The 20,940-nt window shown below is 40.4% G+C and carries 26 protein-coding genes and 1 pseudogene; all 27 read left to right on the top strand.

The window, feature by feature from the left end; genetic code table 11:
- Positions 1 to 14 precede the first annotated feature (14 nt).
- The gene (locus BLO53_RS15310; protein WP_092063472.1) at positions 15 to 1,022 is read left to right on the top strand and encodes a hypothetical protein; all 1,008 of its coding nucleotides are present in this window, start codon (positions 15 to 17) and stop codon (positions 1,020 to 1,022) included.
- Entirely contained in the window at positions 1,019 to 1,657 is a 639-nt protein-coding gene (locus BLO53_RS15305; RefSeq protein ID WP_092063470.1) for a radical SAM protein, read from the top strand. Before BLO53_RS15310 ends, BLO53_RS15305 begins: the two co-directional genes overlap by 4 nt.
- A 156-nt stretch (positions 1,658 to 1,813) precedes the next feature.
- The gene (locus tag BLO53_RS15300) at positions 1,814 to 2,347 is read left to right on the top strand and encodes a macro domain-containing protein (protein WP_092063468.1); all 534 of its coding nucleotides are present in this window, start codon (positions 1,814 to 1,816) and stop codon (positions 2,345 to 2,347) included.
- A gap of 16 nt (positions 2,348 to 2,363) precedes the next feature.
- The gene (locus BLO53_RS15295) at positions 2,364 to 3,386 is read left to right on the top strand and encodes a nucleotidyltransferase domain-containing protein (protein WP_092063465.1); all 1,023 of its coding nucleotides are present in this window, start codon (positions 2,364 to 2,366) and stop codon (positions 3,384 to 3,386) included.
- Positions 3,376 to 4,152: a nucleotidyltransferase domain-containing protein gene (locus tag BLO53_RS15290; protein WP_092063462.1), complete on the top strand. Its 777-nt coding sequence runs from the start codon at positions 3,376 to 3,378 to the stop codon at positions 4,150 to 4,152. Before BLO53_RS15295 ends, BLO53_RS15290 begins: the two co-directional genes overlap by 11 nt.
- Positions 4,149 to 4,442: a hypothetical protein gene (locus tag BLO53_RS15285; RefSeq protein ID WP_092063459.1), complete on the top strand. Its 294-nt coding sequence runs from the start codon at positions 4,149 to 4,151 to the stop codon at positions 4,440 to 4,442. The genes BLO53_RS15290 and BLO53_RS15285 overlap by 4 nt, the downstream gene beginning before the upstream one ends.
- A gap of 23 nt (positions 4,443 to 4,465) precedes the next feature.
- On the top strand, positions 4,466 to 4,966 hold the full coding sequence (locus tag BLO53_RS15280; RefSeq protein WP_330388935.1) for a pyridoxamine 5'-phosphate oxidase family protein: 501 nt from the start codon (positions 4,466 to 4,468) through the stop codon (positions 4,964 to 4,966).
- A 17-nt stretch (positions 4,967 to 4,983) separates the two neighbouring features.
- Positions 4,984 to 5,418 carry a flavodoxin family protein gene (locus BLO53_RS15275; protein ID WP_092063456.1) on the top strand — a complete coding sequence of 145 codons (435 nt, stop codon included), beginning with the start codon at positions 4,984 to 4,986 and terminating at the stop codon, positions 5,416 to 5,418.
- Positions 5,418 to 6,194, top strand: a complete 777-nt coding sequence (locus BLO53_RS15270; RefSeq protein ID WP_092063453.1) for a PhzF family phenazine biosynthesis protein — start codon at positions 5,418 to 5,420, stop codon at positions 6,192 to 6,194. Before BLO53_RS15275 ends, BLO53_RS15270 begins: the two co-directional genes overlap by 1 nt.
- A gap of 20 nt (positions 6,195 to 6,214) precedes the next feature.
- The gene (locus BLO53_RS15265; RefSeq protein WP_092063450.1) at positions 6,215 to 6,628 is read left to right on the top strand and encodes an EamA family transporter; all 414 of its coding nucleotides are present in this window, start codon (positions 6,215 to 6,217) and stop codon (positions 6,626 to 6,628) included.
- Positions 6,629 to 6,651: 23 nt separating this feature from the next.
- Positions 6,652 to 7,296 carry a CatA-like O-acetyltransferase gene (locus BLO53_RS15260; RefSeq protein ID WP_092063447.1) on the top strand — a complete coding sequence of 215 codons (645 nt, stop codon included), beginning with the start codon at positions 6,652 to 6,654 and terminating at the stop codon, positions 7,294 to 7,296.
- Positions 7,297 to 7,317: 21 nt separating this feature from the next.
- Entirely contained in the window at positions 7,318 to 7,923 is a 606-nt protein-coding gene (locus tag BLO53_RS15255) for a DUF1349 domain-containing protein (RefSeq protein ID WP_092063444.1), read from the top strand.
- 118 nt (positions 7,924 to 8,041) lie between these two features.
- Positions 8,042 to 8,599, top strand: a complete 558-nt coding sequence (locus tag BLO53_RS15250) for a flavin reductase family protein (RefSeq protein WP_092063441.1) — start codon at positions 8,042 to 8,044, stop codon at positions 8,597 to 8,599.
- Positions 8,600 to 8,770: 171 nt separating this feature from the next.
- Positions 8,771 to 9,163 (top strand): helix-turn-helix domain-containing protein, encoded by a 393-nt coding sequence (locus tag BLO53_RS15245; protein ID WP_092063438.1) that lies wholly within the window; start codon positions 8,771 to 8,773, stop codon positions 9,161 to 9,163.
- A 27-nt stretch (positions 9,164 to 9,190) separates the two neighbouring features.
- A complete protein-coding gene (locus tag BLO53_RS15240) occupies positions 9,191 to 10,558 on the top strand; it encodes a hypothetical protein (RefSeq protein WP_092063435.1) in 1,368 nt (455 codons plus the stop codon).
- A 106-nt stretch (positions 10,559 to 10,664) separates the two neighbouring features.
- Positions 10,665 to 10,913 (top strand): hypothetical protein, encoded by a 249-nt coding sequence (locus tag BLO53_RS15235; protein WP_092063431.1) that lies wholly within the window; start codon positions 10,665 to 10,667, stop codon positions 10,911 to 10,913.
- A 242-nt stretch (positions 10,914 to 11,155) separates the two neighbouring features.
- Positions 11,156 to 11,395, top strand: coding sequence for a helix-turn-helix domain-containing protein (locus tag BLO53_RS15230; RefSeq protein WP_092063428.1), 240 nt, complete (start codon positions 11,156 to 11,158; stop codon positions 11,393 to 11,395).
- A 117-nt stretch (positions 11,396 to 11,512) separates the two neighbouring features.
- Complete coding sequence (locus tag BLO53_RS15225; protein WP_092063424.1) at positions 11,513 to 12,088, top strand: sigma-70 family RNA polymerase sigma factor; 576 nt, start codon at positions 11,513 to 11,515, stop codon at positions 12,086 to 12,088.
- A complete protein-coding gene (locus tag BLO53_RS19305) occupies positions 12,085 to 12,249 on the top strand; it encodes a hypothetical protein (protein ID WP_176757312.1) in 165 nt (54 codons plus the stop codon). Before BLO53_RS15225 ends, BLO53_RS19305 begins: the two co-directional genes overlap by 4 nt.
- Before the next feature lie 69 nt (positions 12,250 to 12,318).
- On the top strand, positions 12,319 to 14,019 hold the full coding sequence (locus BLO53_RS15220; protein WP_092063421.1) for a recombinase family protein: 1,701 nt from the start codon (positions 12,319 to 12,321) through the stop codon (positions 14,017 to 14,019).
- A gap of 286 nt (positions 14,020 to 14,305) precedes the next feature.
- Entirely contained in the window at positions 14,306 to 14,641 is a 336-nt protein-coding gene (locus tag BLO53_RS15215; protein WP_092063418.1) for a helix-turn-helix transcriptional regulator, read from the top strand.
- Between the two features lie 161 nt (positions 14,642 to 14,802).
- Positions 14,803 to 15,108: an SdpI family protein gene (locus BLO53_RS15210; protein ID WP_330388934.1), complete on the top strand. Its 306-nt coding sequence runs from the start codon at positions 14,803 to 14,805 to the stop codon at positions 15,106 to 15,108.
- A gap of 117 nt (positions 15,109 to 15,225) precedes the next feature.
- Positions 15,226 to 16,257 carry a DUF5688 family protein gene (locus tag BLO53_RS15205; RefSeq protein WP_092063413.1) on the top strand — a complete coding sequence of 344 codons (1,032 nt, stop codon included), beginning with the start codon at positions 15,226 to 15,228 and terminating at the stop codon, positions 16,255 to 16,257.
- Between the two features lie 124 nt (positions 16,258 to 16,381).
- Positions 16,382 to 16,591: pseudogene (locus tag BLO53_RS20015) on the top strand (replication initiator protein A); the annotation flags it as partial.
- Positions 16,592 to 17,136: 545 nt separating this feature from the next.
- Positions 17,137 to 17,646: a hypothetical protein gene (locus BLO53_RS15195; protein WP_092063407.1), complete on the top strand. Its 510-nt coding sequence runs from the start codon at positions 17,137 to 17,139 to the stop codon at positions 17,644 to 17,646.
- A gap of 439 nt (positions 17,647 to 18,085) precedes the next feature.
- On the top strand, positions 18,086 to 18,505 hold the full coding sequence (locus tag BLO53_RS15190; protein WP_092063404.1) for a type II toxin-antitoxin system PemK/MazF family toxin: 420 nt from the start codon (positions 18,086 to 18,088) through the stop codon (positions 18,503 to 18,505).
- A gap of 175 nt (positions 18,506 to 18,680) precedes the next feature.
- Positions 18,681 to 20,372 (top strand): recombinase family protein, encoded by a 1,692-nt coding sequence (locus BLO53_RS15185; protein ID WP_092063401.1) that lies wholly within the window; start codon positions 18,681 to 18,683, stop codon positions 20,370 to 20,372.
- Positions 20,373 to 20,940: the final 568 nt, after the last annotated feature.

The following is a 20,940-nucleotide window of genomic DNA, read 5'->3' as shown; positions in this document are numbered from 1 at the left end:
GAGTAGGTGATCATATGAGGATTGTAATTACAGACACAGGTACCATTTGGAATCCTGATAATCCAAACTTAGAAAAGTTTAAAGATGTTGTTCTCGTAGTATGCTTGAATGGCAAGGCTGTTACTGACAAATATGAATGTTTTGTCAGTCCATACAAGCAGCCAGAGGATGTTTATGATGAGTATGCTTTGTCAGGAGCAAAACTGAATGCATTGAATTCGGTGGAAAGCAAGCTCAGGGATAGGCTTGGATATCATGAAGATATCTTGTTCCTTACTGACAGTGAGCCATCTACCCTATATCCATTTTTTGTCATCAGAGAGAAGAGTCGATTCTACAATTATCATCTTTGCACCTTGTCTCCATGGAATTTTGATGATAAAAGGAAGCGAAATGTCCATAACGGCTTGTTGTCCAACCTGTCGGCACTGCGAACAATCATGTATATCAATAGTGATGATTATCTAAAGACTCTTGATCAGCAGACTGATATAGATACATCAAACGTTGGTGTAGGCGAATACTACAATCGCTACCTGCCTACAGTAATTAACAACATATCGGATTTACGTTATACCGGTGGTACTAGATACTTTGACTTTACCACCAATAAATATATTCTTCTTCAGGATGGTGCTAAAAAGGTTGATTTGAGTAAGGTTAGAGAATTATCAACACAAATTACTAAGCCTTTGGAAAAGGAGTTTTGTACATTGGGAATGATATGCTATCCAGATTATCCGGATGAAGAGGAAGATACAAAACGTGGTATTGAGCAATTGGTTCCAAGAATCGATGGAAAGAAGATTTGCAATTATCTTAGATCTCTTAGGATAAAGCTTGCAGAAGAAAACGGTATTCCATTTGAATCAGAAGAATGCCTTTCAGTGGGACCATGTGCTGGCACATGTAGTAAATGTGATATGGAATCCAAGTATCTTCTTAAGGAAATCAAGAAAATACCAAAGGCAGAAAGAAAGGTTCCCAAGGAACTGTTGACAGAGTGGGAGGTGGAATCATGATTGGCGATATAATGGCAATTTCTCGTATGAGGATGGCTACTGATGGAGAAGGTGTATCCACGCTGGTCGGATTCTATGATTGTCTTCTCCATTGTAAGTATTGTATTAATGATGCTTGCCACAAGAGTAAGAATTATTACACCAGCACCCCAAGAGGAGCTTATACTCCTAAGGAGCTGATGAAGATTTTGAAAAAGGACTCTATTTACTACATGATGACTGGTGGTGGCATTGTGTTTGGTGGTGGAGAACCACTTCTACAGTCGGCATTTATTCATGAAGTATGTCGACTGGCAGATCCAGAATGGAAACTACGAATTGAAACTTCTCTGAATGTTCCATGGAGACTGGTGGAACCACTTGTAGAGGATATTGATGAATGGATTATTGATATCAAGGATATTAATCCTTACATTTATTATAATTACACCAAGAAAGAGAATAAGCGTCTTACTTGTAATCTAGCAAGATTGATTGAGGTTGTGCAAAAGGAAAAACTTCGTATTAGAGTGCCACTGATTATGGGATTCAATACTGAAGAAGATGTGGCCGTATCTGTCGAATGGGTCAAGAAAAACCTTGATGTGGATACTGAGGTCTTCAAATACTATCCGGTAAAAGCTAAGGAATTGTAGATTGTATTATCATACATTCGGAAAGTAATTTTTGATTCTGATGATTGAATATAGAAATCTGGGATTATCATTGATTTGGTAATCCCTTTTTTAATCGATATAGTGTAAACTTATTATTGTGGATTGCAAAAAGACAATCCTAGGGGGAAACGTAAAATGAGCGATTTGAAATTGATAAATGCATCCTGTGCCGACCAGAATGTTGATGTTGTTGTCAATGCGGCTAACAATGGGCTTTGGGCTGGCGGTGGAATTTGCGGAGTTATCTTCTCAAAGGCAGGAATGAACCAGCTGACTGCTGAGTGCAAGAAGCACAAGACACCACTTAATGATGGAGATGCTGTTATTACGTCTGCCTGCAATATGACCAATGCAAAGGCAATTATTCATGCAGTTGGACCTAACTTTGGTGCTACTCCTAAGGCCTTTAAGGAACTGTTTGATGCATATTACAATTCATTAAAAGTGATGATGGACAATGGATACCATAGTATTTCATTCCCGCTTATTAGTGCTGGCATTTTTGGTGGCTCATTAAGTAATCCAGCAGGTGAGTCTACAAAACAATGCTGTAGAGCATACAAGAAGTTTACGGAAGATTATCCTGACTATGATATTGATGTACTTTTATGTGCATTCTCTGCAGGAGAGTATGCATCAGCTCAAGCTGAGTTTGATAACTGGATGTAGTTAAACGGAGGAAAAATTGGTAGATATAAAGAACTTACTAAATCAACCTGAATATGATTTTATACGTACCAATGAGCATCTTGGCAAGCATGTGATATTACTTGGGCTTGCAGGAAGCTATTCCTATGGTACCAATAATGATAACAGTGATATAGATGTCAGGGGCGTTGCCCTTAACATGAAATCTGACTTAATCGGTCTTACTGAATATGAGCAATATGTTGACGACCAGACCGATTCAGTTATTTATGCCTTTAATAAGATGATTACGTTGCTTCTTAATTGTAATCCCAACACGATTGAGCTGTTGGGACTTAATAAGGAGCATTATTTATATTTGAATGACATAGGACAGAGCCTGATTGATAATACAAAGTTGTTTTTATCTAAGAGGGCTATCCAGTCATTTGGAGGTTACGCAGATGCTCAACTTCGACGTCTGCAAAATGCTCTGGCAAGGGATTCTTTCCCTCAGGCTGAGAGGGAACAGCACATCTTTAATTCTGTTAAGAACGTGATTTACAGCTTCAATGGTCGCTACGATACTTTTGAAAACGGGAGCATGAAGATTTATATAGATGATGCCGTAAATCCGGAGTTTGAAAAAGAGATTTTTGTTGATGCCAATCTTGATCATTATCCACTCAGAGATTATAAGAGCATGTGGAATGAACTTGCTAATGTAGTAAAGGATTATGACAAAATAGGCAAGCGTAACAAGAAGAAAGATGATAATCACTTAAATAAGCATGCGATGCATCTGATGCGTCTGTTCATGATGGCTATTGATATCCTGGAAAAGCAGGAAGTAAAAACCTATCGAGACAAGGAGCATGACTTACTTCTGGCTATCAGACGTGGGGATTATCAGAAGGAAGATGGCACATTCCGCGAGGAGTTTTACGAGATGCTGTCTAATTATGAGAACAAGCTACATTATGCGGCTGAGCATACAGAACTCCCTGACGAGCCGGATATGAAGAGGGTTCAGGAATATGTTATGTCAGTAAATGAGAAGGTGATTAAGGATGAAATATAAGGATTTTGAAGGCGATATAAAAGATCTCGTCAATATGAAGCTGGATGAGATTGAAGAAAAAGAGCATGTGAAAATACTACATGCCGTGGAATCAGGTAGTCGTGCCTGGGGATTTGCATCTCCAGATAGCGATTATGATGTGCGATTTATATATGTGCGTCGCAAGGAGGATTACCTTAGGCTTGAAACCATAAAGGATACCCTTGATTGGGAGTTGGATGAAACTCTTGATATCAACGGTTGGGATATTAAGAAGGTACTACAGCATTTTCATAAATCCAATGCAACACTCTATGAGTGGGCTAATTCTCCGGTCGTATATAGAACTACCGATGAGTGGAAAAAGGTTTATGAGGTAGGTAAGCAGTATTTTTCTTGCAAGTCCTCTATGTATCATTATTATGGTACAGCCAATAAAACCTATAATGAATATCTCAATGCCGAGTATGTAAAGTATAAGAAGTATTTCTATGCTTTACGTCCAATCCTTGCAGCAAAGTGGATTGAGCAGAAGAAATGTCCACCACCAGTGCTGTTCCAGGATTTGGTTGATACCGTCCTTGAGGAAGAGATGAAAGAGCCTGTGGCAAAGCTGGTTGCCAGAAAGATAAAAATGGCTGAGAGCGACAAGGACAAGAGGCTTGTTAAAATCAGTGAATATCTGTTGAAGAATATTTTTTATTACAAGGATATGTTAGAAGATACTTCTGATGATCGTTATCCAGATTGGGAACCATTGAATAAGGTGTTCTTGGAATTGTTATGAATAGTAGACAGGAATGGGCGAGAGCCAGAGATGAACTGAATATGTCTCTACATAAGCTTGGCTTTCCTGCAGAGCTTGGAGATGCAATTGCCAAGCAGCTTGGTAGCCCCAAGGCAATGTATCGAATGATTTCTTATCTGGATAATGTAAAGCCGAAGTCTGCAGAGCTTGTAGTGGATGAAATGCTTGCTATCTGCAGTGAGATAGATGCCTGGCGTGATAAGAAGGCCAGTGAAGCTGCCAATGCAGCATACAATGAAATGCTTTATAGAGGATTTGAGGAAGACTGAAAAATAACAACTAACGGGGGAATATGATGATGGATTATGACAAGGCTGCTTCCTTTTGGGGGCGTAAGGACTCAAAGAAAATGGATGAGGCTGCACTTAAAAGCGCAGCGGATGAATTTATAGGAAAGCACAAGGTCTGTGCTCTGGCTACAGGGTGCGGTGACTTTGTTAGAAATACACCTATCGAGTACAACTACATTGATGGCATCTTCTGGCTTTTCTCAGAAGGTGGTCTGAAGTTTAAGGCTTTAAAGGATAACAAGAATGTATGCCTGGCAATCTATGAGGAAAGTGCTGAGTTTGGCTCTCTTCATGGTATGCAGATTGAAGGTGTAGCTGATGTGATAGAGCATTTTTCAGAAGAATACATCCAGCTCCTGGAATATAAAAAGATTCCGGTGGATGCTGTAAAGAAGATGGCTGAGCCAATCAATCTGATTAAGATTACGCCGAAGGAAATCGACTTTTTGAACACTGATTTCAAGAAGGATGGAGTTGATTCAAGGCAGCATTTGAGTTTGTAAATGGGAGGATATGACCTATGAAATATGCAATCAGATATCAATCCAGGGGTGGTAAAACACAGAAGGTAGCAAATATCATGGCAGAGGTTCTTGGTGTTGAGGCACAGAGTCTTGATGTGCCAATTACTGAGCATGTTGATTACCTTTTTATAGGCGGAGGCCTCTATGTTAAGCGACACAATGAGGCTATCAAAACATTCCTTGAGAGTACTGATCTGTCACTCGTAGGAGAGATTGTTCCTTTTGCTACCTGTAATGAGTTTTCTAATGTCATCAAGCAGATTCGTAAGTTTTGCAAGAACAATAACGTGAAATGCTCAGAGGAAGACCTGTGTATTAAATGGGTGCTTGAAGGAATGCTTGATATTGGTTTTAGAGGAGCAGAGTTTACACCGGAGCTTGTTGAGCGGATAAAGACATTTGCTATGAAGTTCAAGGAAGTGCAGGAATAATGAAACAGTACATAGTTGATGCTTTTACAGATAGGATTTTTTCAGGTAATCCTGCGGCTGTCTGTGTTATGGATAAATGGCTTGATGACAGCGTGATGATGCAGATTGCAGCTGAGAACAATCTATCTGAGACTGCATTTATCGTAAAAGAAGATAAAGGATATCACCTCAGATGGTTTACACCAGGTACAGAGGTTGAACTGTGCGGCCATGCGACACTAGCTTCATCATTTGTTATTTTGAACTACTACGATTCAGGTGCTGGCAAGGTGGAGTTTAATACTCTTAGTGGTAAGCTTACAGTAACAAGGAAAGGAAATCTGTATGAGATGGATTTCCCTACCTATGAGCTTAAAGAGGTACCCGTTACAGATGATATGGAAAAAGCCTTTGGAACACGACCTATAAAGGCGGTCCTTGGCCTTGATCTTGTATGTGTGTTTGTGGATGAAGATACAGTCAGGACAATGGCACCTGACCAGGAACTTCTGAAAAAGATACCGGGACGTATCCAGAATGTCACTGCAAGGGGCAAGGAAACTGACTGTGTATCAAGAAGCTTTTGCCCAAAGCTGTCAATTCCTGAAGACCCGGTTTGCGGTTCTGCACACTGTCAGATTGCTGACTACTGGGCAGGTGTTTTAGGAAAGAATGATATCGTGGCTTATCAGGCATCTAAGCGTGGCGGAACGCTTCATTGCAGTCTTGCAGGAGATGGACGTATCAGGATTAGTGGAGAAGCAGCTCTGTTTGCTGTATCAGATATTCAGATATAAAACAAAAGTGGGGGATTATCATGTGGTGGTTATTTGCTTTGCTGTCAGCCATATTTGCAGCACTGACGTCTATACTTGCAAAGATAGGTATTGAAGGTGTTAATTCAAATCTTGCAACTGCAATCAGGACGGTTGTGGTAGTTGGCATGGCGTGGATGATGGTATTTATCACACATGCACAGACCGGAATATCAGAGATCAGCAGGAAAAGTTGGATATTTCTAATTCTTTCAGGTCTGGCAACAGGAGCTTCATGGCTGTGCTATTACAAGGCACTTCAGATGGGAGAGGCATCCAAAGTTGTACCAATTGATAAACTGAGCGTTGTTATTACTCTTGCTCTGGCATTTATATTTCTTCACGAGCAGTTTACGGTTAAGTCTGCTATTGGAGCAGTTCTTATTACAGCAGGGACACTTGTGATGGTATTGTAATTTTTTTTTAGGAGCGTTGAAAGATGAAGAAAAACGTACCGGTAAAAAATATTGATATGAGCAGTTATGCTAGACGAGCCCATTTTGATTATTTCAGGAGCCTTTCATATCCATACGTTGGCATTACTGTAGATGTTGATGTGACCAAGGCTCTGCGTTATTCAAAAGATAATAACCATTCTTTTTACCTGACGTTTTTGCATTTGGTGGCTTTGGCGGCGGACAGCATCCCTGAGTTCAGACAGAGGATCCATGGTGATAAGATTGTTGAATATTCAGAATGTCCGACGTCACATATAGAGTTACTGGAAGATTCATCTTATTGCTATTGCACTCTAAAACACCATATGACTTTAGATGAATATTTTGATTATGCCCGAGATAGCCGGGAGGCATGTAATAATAAGGGCATAGAGGAAGATGAAAACGTGGAGAGCATGTATTTTATTTCAACGGTTCCATGGCTTCATTACTCGGCGATTGTTCAGCCTGTTGCCGGTGGTGATGAGTCAAATCCAAGGTTTACATGGGGCAAGTATTCAAAAGGTGCTGATGGTTCTGTGACGATGCCTGTAACTGTATTGGCACATCATGCTTTGGTGGATGGTATACACCTGGCAAGGTTTTATGATGCTTTAGCTGATGAGATAGCAGCCCTAAGCAGGTGATAGGAGAGGAGAGCGGCTATTATGAATTTTAATGTACATGATCTGATATGGACAAGAGAACCAAAGGAATGTCATATCGATGAAGATAAGATTGAAGTAGTTACGGCACCACATACAGATCTGTGGCAGAGGACGTACTATCATTTCAGGAATGATAATGCCCCTGTTCTTCAAATGACGACAGATGAGAAGTTCTTTTCTTTTACTGTGAAAACCGAGTTTGACAGTAAGCATCGTTTTGACCAGTGTGGTGTTGTAATGTATCTGGACAGCGAGAACTGGCTGAAGGGTTCTATAGAGTATGAAAACGATGACTTTCAGCATTTAGGCAGCGTTGTAACTAATCATGGCTATTCTGATTGGGCAACTACAGAAATAGATGCATCAATAAAATCAATGTGGTATCGCCTGAGCAGAAGAGAAGATGACTTCTGTATAGAGTGCAGTGAAGATGGAATCAGATACAGGCAGATGCGTGTTTGTCATGTCTGGGAAGCTAAGGGCGAGGTCAGCTTTGGTATCTATGCATGCAGCCCGGAAGATTCATCCTTTAAGGCAACCTTTACCAACATGGAGCTGACAGAGTGTAAGTGGCTGCCTCACGATGGACAGCAGCCGGATGAATGATGACGTAATAACGGAGGCGATACAATGGCTATTACAGTAAATATTTACTACACAGGTGAAAAGGATTCTGCTTTTATAAAAAAATAGCTTATAAGAAATATTTAAGGAGGAAAGTACGATGAGACAAGATTTTGGAGCAAAACCATGGAGTTATCCACAGCCAGTATGGATTATTGCATCCTACGATGAGGATGGAAATGCAGATGCTATGAACGCAGCGTGGACAGGAATCAATGATACTACACAGGTAGCAATGTGCCTTTCTTCAGGACACAAGACCGTGAAGAACATCTTGGCAAAGAAGGCTTTTACGGTATCAATGGCCGATGTGAAACATGTGGTAGAATGTGATTATGTTGGCATCGAGAGCGCAAATAAGGTGCCTGATAAGCTTGCTAAAGCGGGATTTACAGTAACCAAGTCAGAGAAAGTTGATGCACCTATTATCAATGAGCTTCCTATGGCTATTGAATGCACACTCGTAAGTTATGATCCTTCTACCGGACATATGGTGGGAGAGATTGTTAACGTAAATGCGGATGAGAGCGTTCTTGCCGATGGGAAGATTGATCCTAAGAAGCTTCAGCCTATTACTTTTGATCCAGTGAACAATACCTATGTTGCCCTTGGCGATGTAGTTGGCAATGCTTTCAAAGATGGGGCTAAGTTAAAATAATAATACATAGTTACAGTGATGGCTGCTCCTGATGGGGCAGCTATTTTTTTGATGCATTGACGTATACGTCAATGTATATGGCGGGATTTTGACGTATAAATCATTTAGATGAAATATCGATTTTTCTAACATAGAAATTGGGTGAATTTAATACTATTTCAAGGAGTTTTTATGATGGAAGAGATCGATTTTAAAAGGAATTTAGATCCTATTGCAATAGGAAACAGGATTACCGAGGCACGCAATAAAATGAATATGAGTCAACCGGAATTGGGCAATGCTATTCATCGTTCATCTGAGACAATTTCACGTATTGAAAATGGTCGTGTACCTGAGATTGAGACTGCTATAGCCATGAGTGAGGTTTTGGAAATCAGCTTAGATTATCTTTACAAGGGTACTAGTCCTGATAGTAAAACCAGTAAAGATTTTTATGATGATCTTGCAGACGAACTAAGAGCTACATATACTTTGGAGCAGCGTGATTATAACGAATTCAGAAGGACAATAATGACTTACGCTTGTGGTTTTTGTGAATTGAAAAGAGAAGCGGAGGGAAAATAGATTTTTATAAAGGGGGAATACTGAGAAATGAGGAAAATTCAATTTAAGACGGAGGATGAGTTGGAACGGCAGCAGCAAATGATGGATTCGCTGTCTGAAAGGGAACTACATGATTATATGTCTGCTGCTAATCAGCACACTCATAACCTGCAGGTACTGTATTCCGAGGAACTGGAACCCAAGGATGTGATTCTCAGAATATTGGAACTTACCTGCAAATTCTATGATGCTGACTGGTGTGGCATTCTTAATTCCAACCTAGATATTGATGTCTTAAATCCAATGTTTTGGTACAGTGCTGAAACTGGTCCTATGGGTCAGATTCGCATGAGGGAGTTTGAAACATCTGAGGATTTTGCCAGCTGGGTTGCTGCCTTAAAAGCTCATAACATGGTGTATCTGGTGGATGAAGCTGATATTAGACACAGATTCCCAAAAGAGATGGAACGTTACAAGCAACTCAATGTAAAATCCATGATTGGAGTACCTTATTACCAGGGTATTGAAGGGTATCTTGCTGTCAAGAATCCTAGGAGATTTTCAAAGATTCCATTATTACTAAGGCAAATGGTCTTTGCCACATATGGGGAAATCGTGCGTCTTCAGGCTTACAATACTTCTAATTCCAGTGCCTACAGCGAATGTTTGAACAATGAGGATGATGTCGTTATCACACTTTTTAACAATCTTCAGATTGGCAATTCAAAAGGTACTCTCAAATCAGCAGATATAGAAAACAAGGTAATTGGTCAGTTGATCACTATTCTTGCCATAGCAGAAAATCATACCATGGATAAGGAAAGTTTGGCAGAAAGGATTCGTTCTAGAGAGAATCCTGATGGAATTGATCCGGCCAATCTTAAAAATCATATCTATAATTTTGGAAACCAGGCAGGTAATATGTTTGGTCAACAAAAACTTATTGTTACTGCCAATGGTGGTGCAATTCAGCTTAATCCTGCCTACAATATCCATCTAGATCTAATGTCTTTTGATTCCCTTATTGAAGAAGCTAATACTACAGCGGATGTAAATGAAAAAATTGGACTTCTAATGAAAGCTTTTAAGATGTATGGACATGGAATATTGCCGGCTTATAGAGACTATGATTGGATTTACTCGCTTATTTCAACCTATTCTTTGAAGTATGCGCAGATATCCATTCAGCTTTGTAGCCTACTGTTTGAGAAGAGGGACTTCGCCAGGGTTGTAGATATTTCGACCAGATGTATGGATGTAATAGGGGATAGCGTAGACTTATGGTATTGGAATCTTTGTGCGGCAGGAGAAATTGGCATGAAAGGCATGGCTATACGTCAGATGGAAGTGGCAAAATCCAGGTTATCTCCTAAGGAAGTTGCAGAGCTTCTGGCACGAATCGAATCTGGTGAATAAGACTAAAATAAGACCGCAGTTTCACTGCCAGTTTTACTGACAAAAACCGGGTTTCTTCTATAATATATGGTGTTGAGACTAAAATATTTATGAAGGAGGAAAGGTTTTGGCAACATTGGAGGGAGAACAACAATCATGCCTCGCCTTTTGTCCCAAATGCGGAGCCTTCCTTATGGAGGCAGTATCGACATCTTCTAGTATGCCGTGTCCAGAGTGCGGTGAGCCTCTGGTGATATCGGTAAAAAACAGCAAAGTATCTGTATTTGAAGACAAACGGTTTAAGGCAGATGCAGACCAAGAGAGGGTCGCAAGGCTAAAGGCTTACTACTCGGTCAAAAATCGCTGTAAAAATTGAATATGAATGAGATTTTCAGGATGACAGCTGAATTGGTCGCCCTAGGCGTTAAAAGAAAGACAAAGGAGCAGCAGCTGAAAATCAAGAGTTTGTGAACGAGAGCCAAATAAGGTCTTGCGGTTATTGTAGCAAGAATCAGAAGAGTGCCTGCAAAACGAAAGCTATTTATTAGTGTAGTTTTGCGGACATTCTTTTTTTATACCTATTTTAGCCTTCGTTGCAGACACCGGAAAGGTGGAGTAATGGAGGAAAAAACAATTGGTCAGAGAATCAGAGCAGCAAGGAAGAGAGCTGGGCTTACCCAGGAGCAGTTGGCAGAAAAGCTTCTTATAGAAAAATCGGCAGTATCACATTATGAAAATGATAAGAGAGAGCCATCGCTAACAACGTTGATATTGATGTCGGATGTATTGAATGTATCAACAGATTATATTCTTAAAGGTACTGTTCATGGTTCTTTAAGTATACAGATTGTCTACTAAAGGTGACAGTTCTTGCAATTACAAGGCATAAACACAGCATTAACATAATACATGTAAGGCAGTTACAAAGCGGCGCCGCTTTCGTGACTTAACTGTAGTTTTCAAAAGGAGGCAATAGTGAGTGCGAAAGCAGAAGTAACTCTTAATTATGGTAAATGCTCGCCTGAGGAAAGAGCAAAATTAATCTATCTGAACTATGCAACGTTTGAAGGCATCATCAATTGTTTTCAGGAAGACCTGATCAATGACATCGAGTCAGAGCAGCAATACATTCAGCGCCAGAATCTTGGTGACCTGGGTGTTAGAGTGCAGGGCTCTGGTGCCTATAGTAATCCTACCTGGGATAAGGCATCTAGTTTGGTTCTTCTGGAAAAGATGGTAAACGATGAGAGCATGTCTGAGGAAGATCTGGCCAGCCTATTGGATTGTGATGAACTGATCTATAGGCATCGGGTGCTTTGTCTGATGAAAAAGGATTTCCGTAGGTTCAATCTGCAGCTAAGCAAATTGCAACCGGAAGATCGTCAGATTATTATTCCTTTCCTGAATCGGGAGAAGGACTACGAGCAGATTTCAAATGAGCTTAGTATCACAGTGGAATCGGCCAGGGTCAGGGTTTATCGCATTCGAAAGAGTATGCTTACAGAGCTTGCTCAGAAGCTGTTGGATATGAAGGGGAGGATTGAGCCATGAGTGAGGTTGAACTTCCGGTTCTTAAATGTCCAAAGGAAGAAAAGCCTATGGTAACACTTCTCTGTGCCTATGCTTTAGTCAAGGAACTTCACAAGGATGGCAAGATTACGGATCGAGAACTGGATTATATAAGGAAGAAAAATAATATCCCAGTTGAGTGAATTTGGTCTATAATAAAGTCATACTATTTTATCTTAGTATGGCTTTATTAGATAATGTGAGGTATTCATATGTCGAGAAAAGCCGCTATTTATGCCCGTGTATCTACAGAACATGAGGCACAAATTTCTGCACTTGAGAATCAGGTGCAATACTATGATGAGATACTTGCAAGGCATCCAGATTGGGAACTTGTAGATAGGTATATTGATGAAGGTATTACAGGTACATCCATCAATAAGCGACCTAGCTTCTTGAAAATGATGGCGGATGCCAAAGCAGGAATGTTTGATTTGATTATAACAAGAGAGGTTTCCAGGTTTGCAAGAAACACAGTGGATACACTGCAACAGACCAGAATCCTCAAAGCATTAGGAGTGGAGGTGTGGTTCACAGAGGACAATATCTGGACTTTGAATGATGAGGACGGAGAACTTCGTCTATCAATCATGGCTACTTTAGCTCAAAATGAAAGCAAAAAGATATCCCAGAGAGTAAAAGCCGGGCAAATGATTTCATTTAAAAATGGAGTGCTGTATGGCAACGGTAATATTCTTGGTTATGATCGTGTGGGTGGTAATTTGGTTTTGAACAAAGACCAGGCCAAGACAGTTCGCAGAATCTTTGACTTATATCTGAATGGTAATGGAGTTCGTAGAATCCAAGACCTGATGGAAAAAGAGGGGTACAAGACTGCGTCAGGATTGACTCATTGGCATGCCGGTAACATCAACCGTATTCTTCATAATTCTTTTTATTGTGGAAGGATAGAATATAGGAAACAATACGTTCCTGATTATCTGACCCAGAAGAAGATTAATAACCATGGTGATGTGGAACGTATATACGTAGATGGAACACAGGAGCCTATTATCACACCGGAAGAATTCGACAGAGTTCAATCCATAATGCAGACTCGTACAGCCAAGACCAAGAAAGGCACCACTACTGGTGGATGTCCTGCCAAGAACATCTGGGGAAAGAAGCTTAGGTGCAAGTGTGGTCACGCCATGCATCGCAGGGTCAACCACATCAATGCCAATGGTTTTGCCAACAATTCATTTCAATGCTATGAGCAGCTACGAACTGGTACAATTAAGCATCGTTTGAAAAAGGGACTTCCGGTTGATGGCATCTGTGATAATTCTACCTTTGCAGAGTGGAAGCTGGATGTTCAGCGTGAGTTTATCTTCAAGAAGTTTGTTGGTAACAAACAGGAGGTTTACAGCAAGGCGGTCGCTCTTATCAAAGACATTGAGGACTTGGAAGCTTCACCTAGTGATAACGTTGCTTCTATTAAAAGTAACCAGGACACCATCAACAAGATTAACAATAAGATTGCCAATCTCGTTGACCTTTATATGGATGGTGATATTACCAGAGAAGTCTTTCGTGATAAGAAAGCCAGGCTCGAAAATCAAATCGAAGAACTTGAAAAACAGAATACAGAGTACAGGAAACAGATCACCAAGGACGAAGATAGCGATGTACAGGGCAACCGTATGGAGAATCTTGCAGAGATTCTAAATATGAAAGCCTATGCCAAGAATAAGAAGGTCCCGGATACTATAGTTGACTACTACGTATATCAGATCATTTACGACCATGATGTCTTCAGTTGGTACCTTAATCCAAAGCTTGGTAATGAGTGCATGGCTGTTGATTGTACTGGTTTTAAGCGCAAGGCAGAAATCGATAAATTAATGTCCACTGTACATAGCGGTACAGGCAGCTATCGCCGAAAAGCACTAATAAAAAACGAGATTTTTTAGGTCTTCAAAATGAGTTTTAGAACTTGATTTTTCCTTGATTTTCAGGGAAGAAGAAAGATTTTGAAACTCCCAGAAGCCTTGAATTTAAAGCGTTTATAGTATAGAGAGTCTTCGGACTCTCTATATTTTTTGCCTAAAAAAGTGTCGTAGCTGACAGTCCTATTTTCGAAGTTCCATACTTTCAAAATAGGACTTTTATTTTTAAAATTTATTCAAAATAGGACATGAAAAATAAGGTGATTTTTTCAAAACCGGAGGATTTCTTCCGGTCGAAGGAGGTTTTGGTATGAGTCGATTTACAGCAAAACAATTAAAAGTGATAAGAGAAGAACGAGGATTTTCTCAGAGTGAAGCAGCTAAATATATGCATATCTCGGATAGAACATTGAGAGCTATTGAAGCAAATGAACGCCAGGTAACATCAGATGAGATTATTCAGTTTTCTAGAATCTACCAAGTGGATGTCCGAGAACTTCTATTAGAAGAATATGTAGAGCAATCTGAAGAACAAATCCTATTTAATAGATACATTTCTTTGTATCGAATCTTTGATCAGCTTGGAGATAAAGATAAGGAGGATGTTGTCTGGGTACTGAAACAGAGAATAGCGGGATTAATATAGGATTTGGTATTTCTTGATGTATGAGGATTAGCTATAATAGAAGGCAGTGAAATTAAGAATCGGTATTTGTTGGGCAAAGGAGAATAAATATGTGCTTTTATATTATGATGTTTATCTGTAACTTATTAATTCCGATTATCATGTTAATATGTGGATTCTTTATGTTCAAATATCCGCCAAAAGAGATTAATGGAATTATTGGATACAGAACAACTATGTCCAGAAAAAATATGGATACATGGAAGTTTGCACATGATTATTGCGGTAAGTTGTGGCTTAAACTCGGATTGCTGTTATTAATTTCGACAATTATTATTCAGATACCTTTTTCACATTCGAGTGAAAATGCAATTGGATATATGACACTTATTGTTGAAGGAATACAGCTTGTGGCTATATTGGGTTCAATTGTGTTTGTGGAAAGAGCTCTTAAGAAAGCTTTTGATGAAAATGGTATCAGAAGATAATTCCAGTTTGTAGACCTAATTGAATAATGAATGTTACATAGAGCAGTTATCGAAAGATAGCTGCTCTTTTTTTGCGCCTAAGCGCGGTAACTATTCACTATTCAAAGGAGGTACGAAATGGAGTACGAGAAATTCAAAGAGCAGTTTGTGGAGGATTTGAAGGAGAGATTAGAAGCTGGAGGTGAGAAGTTCAGTGTCGACCTTAATGCGGTTCAGAAGATGAATCAGAATTATGAGGCAGTCACTGTGAAGCCTGAGGATGCTATTATCGGTGTTAATCTCAACATGACTGAAATCTACGAGCGTTATGACAGAGGTATGAGCTATGACACCTTAGTAAGCGAGGTGGCTGAAAAGGCTGACAGAGCACTTCACGATCACCCGGATTTCAATCTGGATGCAATTCAGGATTATGACCAGATGAAGGAAAAGCTTTCCATGGAGGTGGTTTCAGCTGAACGTAATGCAGACCTTTTGGAGAAGGTTCCCCATAAGAATATGGAGGACATGGCTGTTGTGTATCGATTTGTACTTGATAGCGATTCAGATGGTAGAGGTTCTATTTTAGTAACCAATCAGCTCATGGATAACTATGGTATTACAGCAGAGCAGCTTCACGCAGATGCATTACAGTATGCTCCGGTCATGCGACCTGCAGTGATTCAGACTATGGCTGAGACTCTCTTAGAGATGATGGGACCGGAAGCCAAGGACATGATTCCGGTGCTTCCAGACGATCCATTATTTGTAGCTACTGTGCCGGATAAGATTCAGGGTGCTGGAGTACTTGCTTATCAGGATTTCATGGAGCAAGCAGCTGAGCGTGTCGGTGGAGACTTCTTTATTTTGCCAAGTTCTATCCATGAGATTTTGTTAGTAAGAGATGATGGAACCTTCGATATCAACCACCTTGAGGGCATGGTAAAGCAGGTCAACGAGACAGAAGTTGCTCCGGAAGATCTCCTTACCGACAGTGTTTATCACTACGATTCCAAGGAGAAGGTTTTCGAGCTTGCTGAAAAGTACGAGGAGCGTACAGCCAGCAGAAAGCGTGAATCTACACTTGATAAGCTTCAGGAGAAGAGCCGTGAGCATATTGCAAAGGACATTGGTTCGCGTCCAATTGCGAGAGGAGGCGAAGCTTTGTAATGGGATGGAGTGGCTGGAAAAAGCCCTCTGCTTGTAAAGGTTGTCCTTATGGGGCGCATCAGCCATGCATTGGCTGGTGCACCCGTAAGATTATCAAAGAATTAAAGGAAAAGAGGAAGCAGAAATGACGTTTGAATATTTCTATGGTCGCGAGAGCGACCTTTTTTCATTTATAAGGGTGCCAAAAGCACTGTTTAAAGAAGAACGCTTCAAAAGGTTATCTGCAGAATCGAAGCTTTTGTATGGCCTGTTACTAGACCGCATGTGCTTATCAGCTGAGAATGGCTGGGTGGATGAAAAGAACCGCGTCTATATCGTTTTTACGATGCTTGATTTCGACGGGGCGCTTAGGCGCGATTGGGGAAACATGGTTTATGAGGAGGTTGTATGCGACGTGGAGGATGTGAAAACTAGAAAGATAAAGCTTTTTTGCCCGAAGTGTGGGCAACGACTATTTCGAGGTAGAAATTACGATATTGATCTGGATTGCAGGAACTGTGGTTCTAAGATTGAAGCAGAGCGTGAGGATCTGATTATCCATATTGATGTAGAGCTAGTTCTGGAAGAGGACTAATTACAATTGCATAACATGAGTCACCTAGTGCTGGCATCGTATTCGGCATAATTCTTAGTCGGAAGGTTTGCTGGTTGGTGACAAGAGTTTGTTAGCGGCTAGGAACGGCTGAGTATCGTTGGAAGGCGGAGCAAAACAGAAGGAAGTACATTATTGTACTCTGTTTTGCTTCGTCTTTTTTTAGTGCTTCTTTCTGTTGCTCTGATGGTGAATATCAGTGCATGAGTGGGAAGCCTATGTAGGTAGATATCCCTGACTGCCGGTTTTGAAACTATTAACCATTTCAAAATCGGAGGTCAGAAACAATGAATAATAAAGAATATGAACTTATCAGTTTAGAGGTTGAGTATCCAGGTATCCAGGGAGGCTGCAGATGGGCGGTAGCTACAGATTTGTCTCGTGAGGAACTGTTTCAGAAGTACGGAGAGGAGCTGGAAATGTATAATCCGTTGCTTTTGATTACGCCGGAGCAAGCGGAAGCATTCAAGGAGTACAACCGTAATGAGGAGAAACATAAGAAGAGAGCACTTCGTTGTCATGATCCTAGGGGATACATGGAAGGCCTTGAAGAAAAACAACAAGTTCTTCATAAAATCTCATCAGGTTTGGAAATTGATGATGTGTTAAATGCTGTGTACCTCAAAACCGCATATGAACAGCTTTCTTATACACAGAAATATCGTCTAATGCTGTATTTCTACTGTGGAGCCACTGAGGAAGATATTGCTTTTATAGAAGGCATAAGCCACCAAGCAGTTCATAAATGCATAGCAGAGGCAATTAAAACTATGAGGTATATGCTGGGGTTGGAATAAAAATAAATTTTTTTCTGATATGGGTTGCAAAAACGTCTCTCCCAGTCCCAATAAGTAGGAGGAACTTTTTTCTCCTGCGATCCTTGACAACAGAATATACATTCACTAAGTACGTTCCCGTATTTTGGAGCACCATAGGCCCGCCTTGAGCGAGATAGCCTCACTGGAAAGTCGGTAGCACCGGCCTTTGCGTAGATGGATGCGGGTACAATGATACTTCTGCCTAGCCACAGCCAGTAGGGTATGACCTGAACACGCAATGGGGGCAGCCACGCGAGAACCGCGAGGAGGACGAACCTATGGAGCTGTGCTGCAGCCGCTTAGTGATTTCCCGTATCTCTGGGGTGTTGAGGACAAATAAGAGACAGATAACTGTATTGTTTCAAGGCACTCTTTGTTGTACTGGCAAGGAGTGCCTTTTTACATCTAAGGAGGCGTTATGAGAGAGATAAAACGAGGTGACATTTATCTGGCTGATTTGGGAGAGAATATTGGATCAGTTCAGAGGGGCGAAAGACCAGTAGTTGTTGTTCAAAATGACAAGGGTAATAAGTATTCGCCGACCATTACAGTGATACCAATTACAACTAAGATTCATAGAAGCCGATGGTTTCCAACACATGCCATCCTTGACAAAATCGGAGGCTTGGATAAGAAGTCTGCATCTATGGCGGAACAGATTACAACAATCAGTAAAGACAAACTGATTACTTATATAGGAAGGATACCAGATGAATTAATGGATGAACAGATTGACGAGACATTGATTGTTCAGCTTGATTTACGAAGGGGGAAGATTTATGCAAATCGCAGACGGAAGCATAACTCTATCAAGACAAATAGAAGAGGTAGCCATTAAACTTGCAGCAATTGATATTATTAGAGAGCTGTGTAAGGAAGGAAAAATCACGAAAGAGGAGTTGCATCAGATTGAAAAGAACCACCGTGACATCCTTGAGTGATTTTTATTAAAAAAATACAATGTAGGCGTATACAAAAGCCATGGCAAAAATCTAATACGGAGGTATTTACGTATGAGACGTAAAGTGGTTATATATGCTCGCGTTTCTACGGAACACGAGGCACAGATTTCAGCCTTAGAAAATCAGGTGCAGTATTATGATGAGCTTCTTAGGTGGCATCCTGAGTGGGATTTGGTTGAAAGATATATTGATGAAGGAATTACCGGCACATCCATCAATAAGAGACAGGGATTTCTTAGGATGATGGATGATGCAGCAAAAGGTAAGTTTGATCTCATTATTACAAGAGAAGTTTCTCGGTTTGCCAGAAATACGGTAGATACACTCCAGCAAACCAGAAGGTTGAAAGCAATGGGCGTCGAGGTATGGTTTACGGAGGATAACATCTGGACAATGAATGACGAAGATGGAGAACTTCGATTATCCATCATGGCTACCTTGGCACAGAATGAGAGCAAGAAGATTTCTCAGCGAGTGAAGGCAGGACAGTTGATTTCCTTTAAAAATGGAGTCCTCTACGGAAACGGAAATATTCTAGGTTATGACAGAGTTGGCTCTCAGATGGTTATAAACGAAGAACAAGCAGATACTGTCAAACGCATTTTTGAACTGTATTTAAGCGGATGTGGTGTTCGTAAGATTCAAGATGTGATGGAACAGGAAGGTCGAAAAACTGCCAGTGGTCTTACCAAATGGCAAGCGGGAAATATTAATCGAGTCCTTCAGAATCCTTTTTACTGTGGAAGGATTGAATATCGTAAGCAGTTCGTTCCAGATTATCTTACACAGAAGAAGATTAATAATCATGGGGAGGTAGAGAAAATCTATGTTGAAGGTGACCATCAGAGAATCATTTCAGAGGAAGATTTTGATGAGGCAATGAGGATTCGAGAATCGAGAAGAGTTTATAAAAAGGATTCCAAAGGAAATTTAGTTGCTTCCGGTCAGGCTCCATATTCGCATGTATATGGAAGCAAGGTGAAATGTACATGTGGTCACGCTATGAATCGTAGACTTGCTCATGTTTCAAAAGCTGGCGAACCTTCCTTTTGTTATCAATGCTATGCACAGCTTAGAACAGGTACGCCAGAGCATCGTTTAAAAAAGGGACTTAGTATTGATGGCGTTTGCGATAACTCCATGTTCATGCAGTGGAAGCTAGATGTGGCAGCAGACTTCATTTTTAAAAAGTTGGTTCGTAATCGTGAAGCAATTTATAAAGAAGCAATTGCGATGGTTGGTGAATTGGATGATAATGCGGTTTCGGTATCTAACCAAACAGAACAGATGGAAGACAATCTGCGCTATATCAATAAACTTAGTAGTCAGTTGAATACGTATATGGAGATGTGTGCTGATGGAGATATCTCTAGAGAAGTTTTTCGAGAAAAGAAGCAAACTATTGAGAATCAGATTGCAGAGTTACAACAGCACAATGCTACATCTAAGCAACAGATTCAGAATTCTGAAGGCGAGGAAGAGCTTAAGCATAAGGTTAAAAGCTTAGAGGAATTTGTTAATATGAAGGCATTTGATCCGGATGCGAAGATTCCTGAGTCTTTAATAGAAGCATTTGTAGATAAGATAGTCTATGACAAGGGCGTTTTCTCCTGGTATCTTAATCCGAAGTATGGAAACGAAGTCTTTGATATGGATACTAAGGATTGGAAGAAGAGCATGTTGAATCGTAAAAAAAAACAGAAATCATCACGCCAGCTAAAGTCGGTTACTATAGCTCAGTAGTAGATTCAGGTAATGATTTATTTTTAGGTACGTATGATATTCCAGAAACATTTATTAATAAGAGCTGTGCGATTAACTATGGTCCACATCGACGTTTTCGTCTAGTGGGAGAAATGAAAGTAAAGGTTTATTTAGTATGAGGGTCTTCGGACCCTCTATTTTACGCCATTTTTTAGGGATTACAAAAAGTGTCGTAGGATAGCACACCAGCACAGGCTGCAATCGCTGAGAAGGCTGCTAAGAAGTGCGACAAGTGCGAGGATACAGCTAAGTCTTTCGTAGATGACGAGACAAAGGAAAAGCTTAAAGAGGCTGCTGAGAAGGCACAGGTTATAGCTAAGGAGCTTGCAGAGACATCTGCTGAGGTTGCTAAGGCTGGACTTGCTGGTCTTAAGGCTGGTCTTGAGGAAGCTAAGAGAGCTTACAACGAGAACAAGAAGAACTAATATATTTTAGTCCTGATATAATAAGCTATATTCAGAACAGGTAACTGTCTTTACAGTTGCCTGTTCTTTTTTGCGTTGAGCATTGTACAGTAAAGTGATAAAATTAATATTGGTAGTATTAT

This window comes from Butyrivibrio sp. INlla14 (assembly GCF_900102515.1).
In the GTDB taxonomy this organism is placed as follows: Bacteria; Bacillota; Clostridia; order Lachnospirales; family Lachnospiraceae; genus Butyrivibrio.
The sequence above is the reverse complement of the archived record's forward strand: the minus strand, read 5'-3'. Positions and strand labels throughout refer to the sequence as shown.

Coding starts and splice junctions, on each gene's coding strand:
- BLO53_RS15310 (WP_092063472.1), top strand. CDS start 15: ATGAGGATTGTAATTACAGACACAGGTACCATTTGGAATCCTGATAAT.
- BLO53_RS15305 (WP_092063470.1), top strand. CDS start 1,019: ATGATTGGCGATATAATGGCAATTTCTCGTATGAGGATGGCTACTGAT.
- BLO53_RS15300 (WP_092063468.1), top strand. CDS start 1,814: ATGAGCGATTTGAAATTGATAAATGCATCCTGTGCCGACCAGAATGTT.
- BLO53_RS15290 (WP_092063462.1), top strand. CDS start 3,376: ATGAAATATAAGGATTTTGAAGGCGATATAAAAGATCTCGTCAATATG.
- BLO53_RS15285 (WP_092063459.1), top strand. CDS start 4,149: ATGAATAGTAGACAGGAATGGGCGAGAGCCAGAGATGAACTGAATATG.
- BLO53_RS15280 (WP_330388935.1), top strand. CDS start 4,466: ATGATGATGGATTATGACAAGGCTGCTTCCTTTTGGGGGCGTAAGGAC.
- BLO53_RS15275 (WP_092063456.1), top strand. CDS start 4,984: ATGAAATATGCAATCAGATATCAATCCAGGGGTGGTAAAACACAGAAG.
- BLO53_RS15270 (WP_092063453.1), top strand. CDS start 5,418: ATGAAACAGTACATAGTTGATGCTTTTACAGATAGGATTTTTTCAGGT.
- BLO53_RS15265 (WP_092063450.1), top strand. CDS start 6,215: ATGTGGTGGTTATTTGCTTTGCTGTCAGCCATATTTGCAGCACTGACG.
- BLO53_RS15260 (WP_092063447.1), top strand. CDS start 6,652: ATGAAGAAAAACGTACCGGTAAAAAATATTGATATGAGCAGTTATGCT.
- BLO53_RS15255 (WP_092063444.1), top strand. CDS start 7,318: ATGAATTTTAATGTACATGATCTGATATGGACAAGAGAACCAAAGGAA.
- BLO53_RS15250 (WP_092063441.1), top strand. CDS start 8,042: ATGAGACAAGATTTTGGAGCAAAACCATGGAGTTATCCACAGCCAGTA.
- BLO53_RS15245 (WP_092063438.1), top strand. CDS start 8,771: ATGATGGAAGAGATCGATTTTAAAAGGAATTTAGATCCTATTGCAATA.
- BLO53_RS15240 (WP_092063435.1), top strand. CDS start 9,191: ATGAGGAAAATTCAATTTAAGACGGAGGATGAGTTGGAACGGCAGCAG.
- BLO53_RS15230 (WP_092063428.1), top strand. CDS start 11,156: ATGGAGGAAAAAACAATTGGTCAGAGAATCAGAGCAGCAAGGAAGAGA.
- BLO53_RS19305 (WP_176757312.1), top strand. CDS start 12,085: ATGAGTGAGGTTGAACTTCCGGTTCTTAAATGTCCAAAGGAAGAAAAG.
- BLO53_RS15220 (WP_092063421.1), top strand. CDS start 12,319: ATGTCGAGAAAAGCCGCTATTTATGCCCGTGTATCTACAGAACATGAG.
- BLO53_RS15215 (WP_092063418.1), top strand. CDS start 14,306: ATGAGTCGATTTACAGCAAAACAATTAAAAGTGATAAGAGAAGAACGA.
- BLO53_RS15210 (WP_330388934.1), top strand. CDS start 14,803: ATGTTCAAATATCCGCCAAAAGAGATTAATGGAATTATTGGATACAGA.
- BLO53_RS15205 (WP_092063413.1), top strand. CDS start 15,226: ATGGAGTACGAGAAATTCAAAGAGCAGTTTGTGGAGGATTTGAAGGAG.
- BLO53_RS15195 (WP_092063407.1), top strand. CDS start 17,137: ATGAATAATAAAGAATATGAACTTATCAGTTTAGAGGTTGAGTATCCA.
- BLO53_RS15190 (WP_092063404.1), top strand. CDS start 18,086: ATGAGAGAGATAAAACGAGGTGACATTTATCTGGCTGATTTGGGAGAG.
- BLO53_RS15185 (WP_092063401.1), top strand. CDS start 18,681: ATGAGACGTAAAGTGGTTATATATGCTCGCGTTTCTACGGAACACGAG.